General features: G+C 40.8%; 2 protein-coding genes and 1 pseudogene. All 3 read left to right on the top strand.

The features are described 5' to 3' along the window. Positions 1 to 232: pseudogene (locus tag CIK88_RS12475) on the top strand (IS4 family transposase); the annotation flags it as partial. Between the two features lie 22 nt (positions 233 to 254). Next, a complete protein-coding gene (locus tag CIK88_RS12680; RefSeq protein ID WP_256387683.1) occupies positions 255 to 389 on the top strand; it encodes a hypothetical protein in 135 nt (44 codons plus the stop codon). Between the two features lie 8 nt (positions 390 to 397). Further along, on the top strand, positions 398 to 1882 hold the full coding sequence (locus tag CIK88_RS01295; protein ID WP_094434050.1) for a hypothetical protein: 1485 nt from the start codon (positions 398 to 400) through the stop codon (positions 1880 to 1882). Positions 1883 to 2094: the final 212 nt, after the last annotated feature.

The raw sequence follows: 2094 nt of genomic DNA, 5'->3' as shown, positions 1-2094 counted from the left end.
CTATGGCACAACCGAAAATGCTGTAAAGATACAATTGTATAGTGCAATCATTGCATATTGCTTGGTTGCGATTGTTGAACGAAAAATGAAATTGAATATGGAAATGTATGATTTGTTAAGAATTTTAGCTGTCTCATTGTTGGACAGAACCCCTCTCGTAGATTTGCTCGGCAAAAGCGAACCTGCCGAGAAGTTACAAACTGTAAGAGAATTAAGTCTTAAATTTATTTAGTGGACACTAGTGAAACACAAAAATGGAAAAAAAAGAAAAGAAAATCTATCAATCTCCTATTATGACGGTTTATGAAATCAGCAGGACACAGATTTTAGCGGGAAGTACTAATGGAGAAACAGAAAAACTTGGTGAAGAAGATTATACATGGGATTAACAAAAATAATGAAAATGAATAAATATATTCAATCTATGATGGCTTTTGCAGCCATCGTGTCCTTTGCGTCATGTTCGTCGGAGGACAACAACACTACAATTGAAAACGAGAGTGCGACAAAGGTAATGACCTTTACTGCAACGCAAGAAGGTGACGAACAATCAACAAGGGCAGCTATTTCAAGCACTGAAAGTAAAGTCATCAATTGGCAAGAAGGAGACCAAATAAGCATCTTCGATGGTAAAAAGAATAATCCGTTTACTTTGAAGAATGGTAAAGGAACACCAAATGCTACTTTTACAGGTGAGGCACTTGAGTCGGGTTCTTATACAGCCGTTTATCCATATCAGTCAACTGCATCTCTTTCTGGCACTAATGTTACAAACGTAACCCTTCCTGCCACTCAAACCGCTACCGCCAACAGTTTTGACAAGAAAGCTGCATTAATGATGGCAAAGAGCGACAACACAACTTTGGATTTCAAAAATGCCGTTGGTTATGTGAAGGTGACTCCAAAGTTTGCTTGCAGCAAGATTGTGTTGCAGGCAGCTAATCCAACTGAATATCTTGCAGGAAAGTGTACACTCTTATACGATACTAATAGCAATATACCGTCGATAACATTTACCCCAGAACAATCAACATCCATTACACTATCGGGAAACATTACTGCGAACACGGTTTATTATATAGCTGTTCCTGCCGTAACACTCTCCGCAGGTTGGAGCATTTCGTTCACTGACTACACCGGTGATGTTTACACTCGCACAGGTTCTAAGAGTATTACATTTAAGAGAAATACTATCATTAATCTCGGTGAGTTTTCAAGAACTGACAATAACTTGAAATTGACGTTAACACAGAATGGTAAAGTGTCAGCGGACAAACAGGTTGATATGGGAGTGTTTAATATTGGTGGAACTAATTATAGATTAATATTCGCCAAATCCAACCTAACAAAAGATGGTCTTGCCGCAAGTGAATCCGACTACGGCGATTACTTTGCTTGGGGAGCTACGGAACCTTGGTATACCTCTTATTCAGGTGAAAATTTTCAAGGTTGGAAACCTGAGCATAGTAGCGGATATGCAAGTGGAACAGCCCCAGCCTTCTCCCCCGAATATACGTCTGAAAAAGATTTTGAAATGTCAGATGACCCTGCTCGCAAGATTCTCGGTTGTGACTGGCAGATACCGACCAAAGCGATATGGTATGCGTTTGTGAATAATTCAAGCTCAAAAAGTTGGGATAGTGATAGAAAAGGATATACATTTACAAATAATAGTCAAACTCTCTTCTTGCCTGCAGCTGGCTACGTCCGTGCGAAATATTTCAATGAACGCGGCTCTGGCGCCCGCTACTGGTCAGGCACAGCCTACTCGATCTATAACGCATATCGCCTGTCCTTCTCTAGCAAAAAACTCAAAGTGGGTGACATCGATCGCCCATACGGTTGTTCGGTGCGCCCGGTGCGCTTGGTTGCAGTGGATTGAAACTTCAGCAATAGCGAAGGGTCATGGGGACAGGTACATTGGTTCACTCTTTAGGGTCGATGAACCTGTCCCCGATGATTCTGTAAACACCCTTCAAACCAAGCAAAAAAGTTGTTAAACGATAAAAAGTTGCCGAAAAGTTTGGCAGTTTCATTTTTATTTATCAATTTTGCACCGACATTTGCAAGTTGCCCAACTCGCTTGGGCTTCTG

It is taken from the genome of Prevotella sp. P5-50 (genome assembly GCF_002251295.1).
In the GTDB taxonomy this organism is placed as follows: Bacteria; Bacteroidota; Bacteroidia; order Bacteroidales; family Bacteroidaceae; genus Prevotella.
This window is presented reverse-complemented; position numbering and strand designations above follow the sequence as displayed.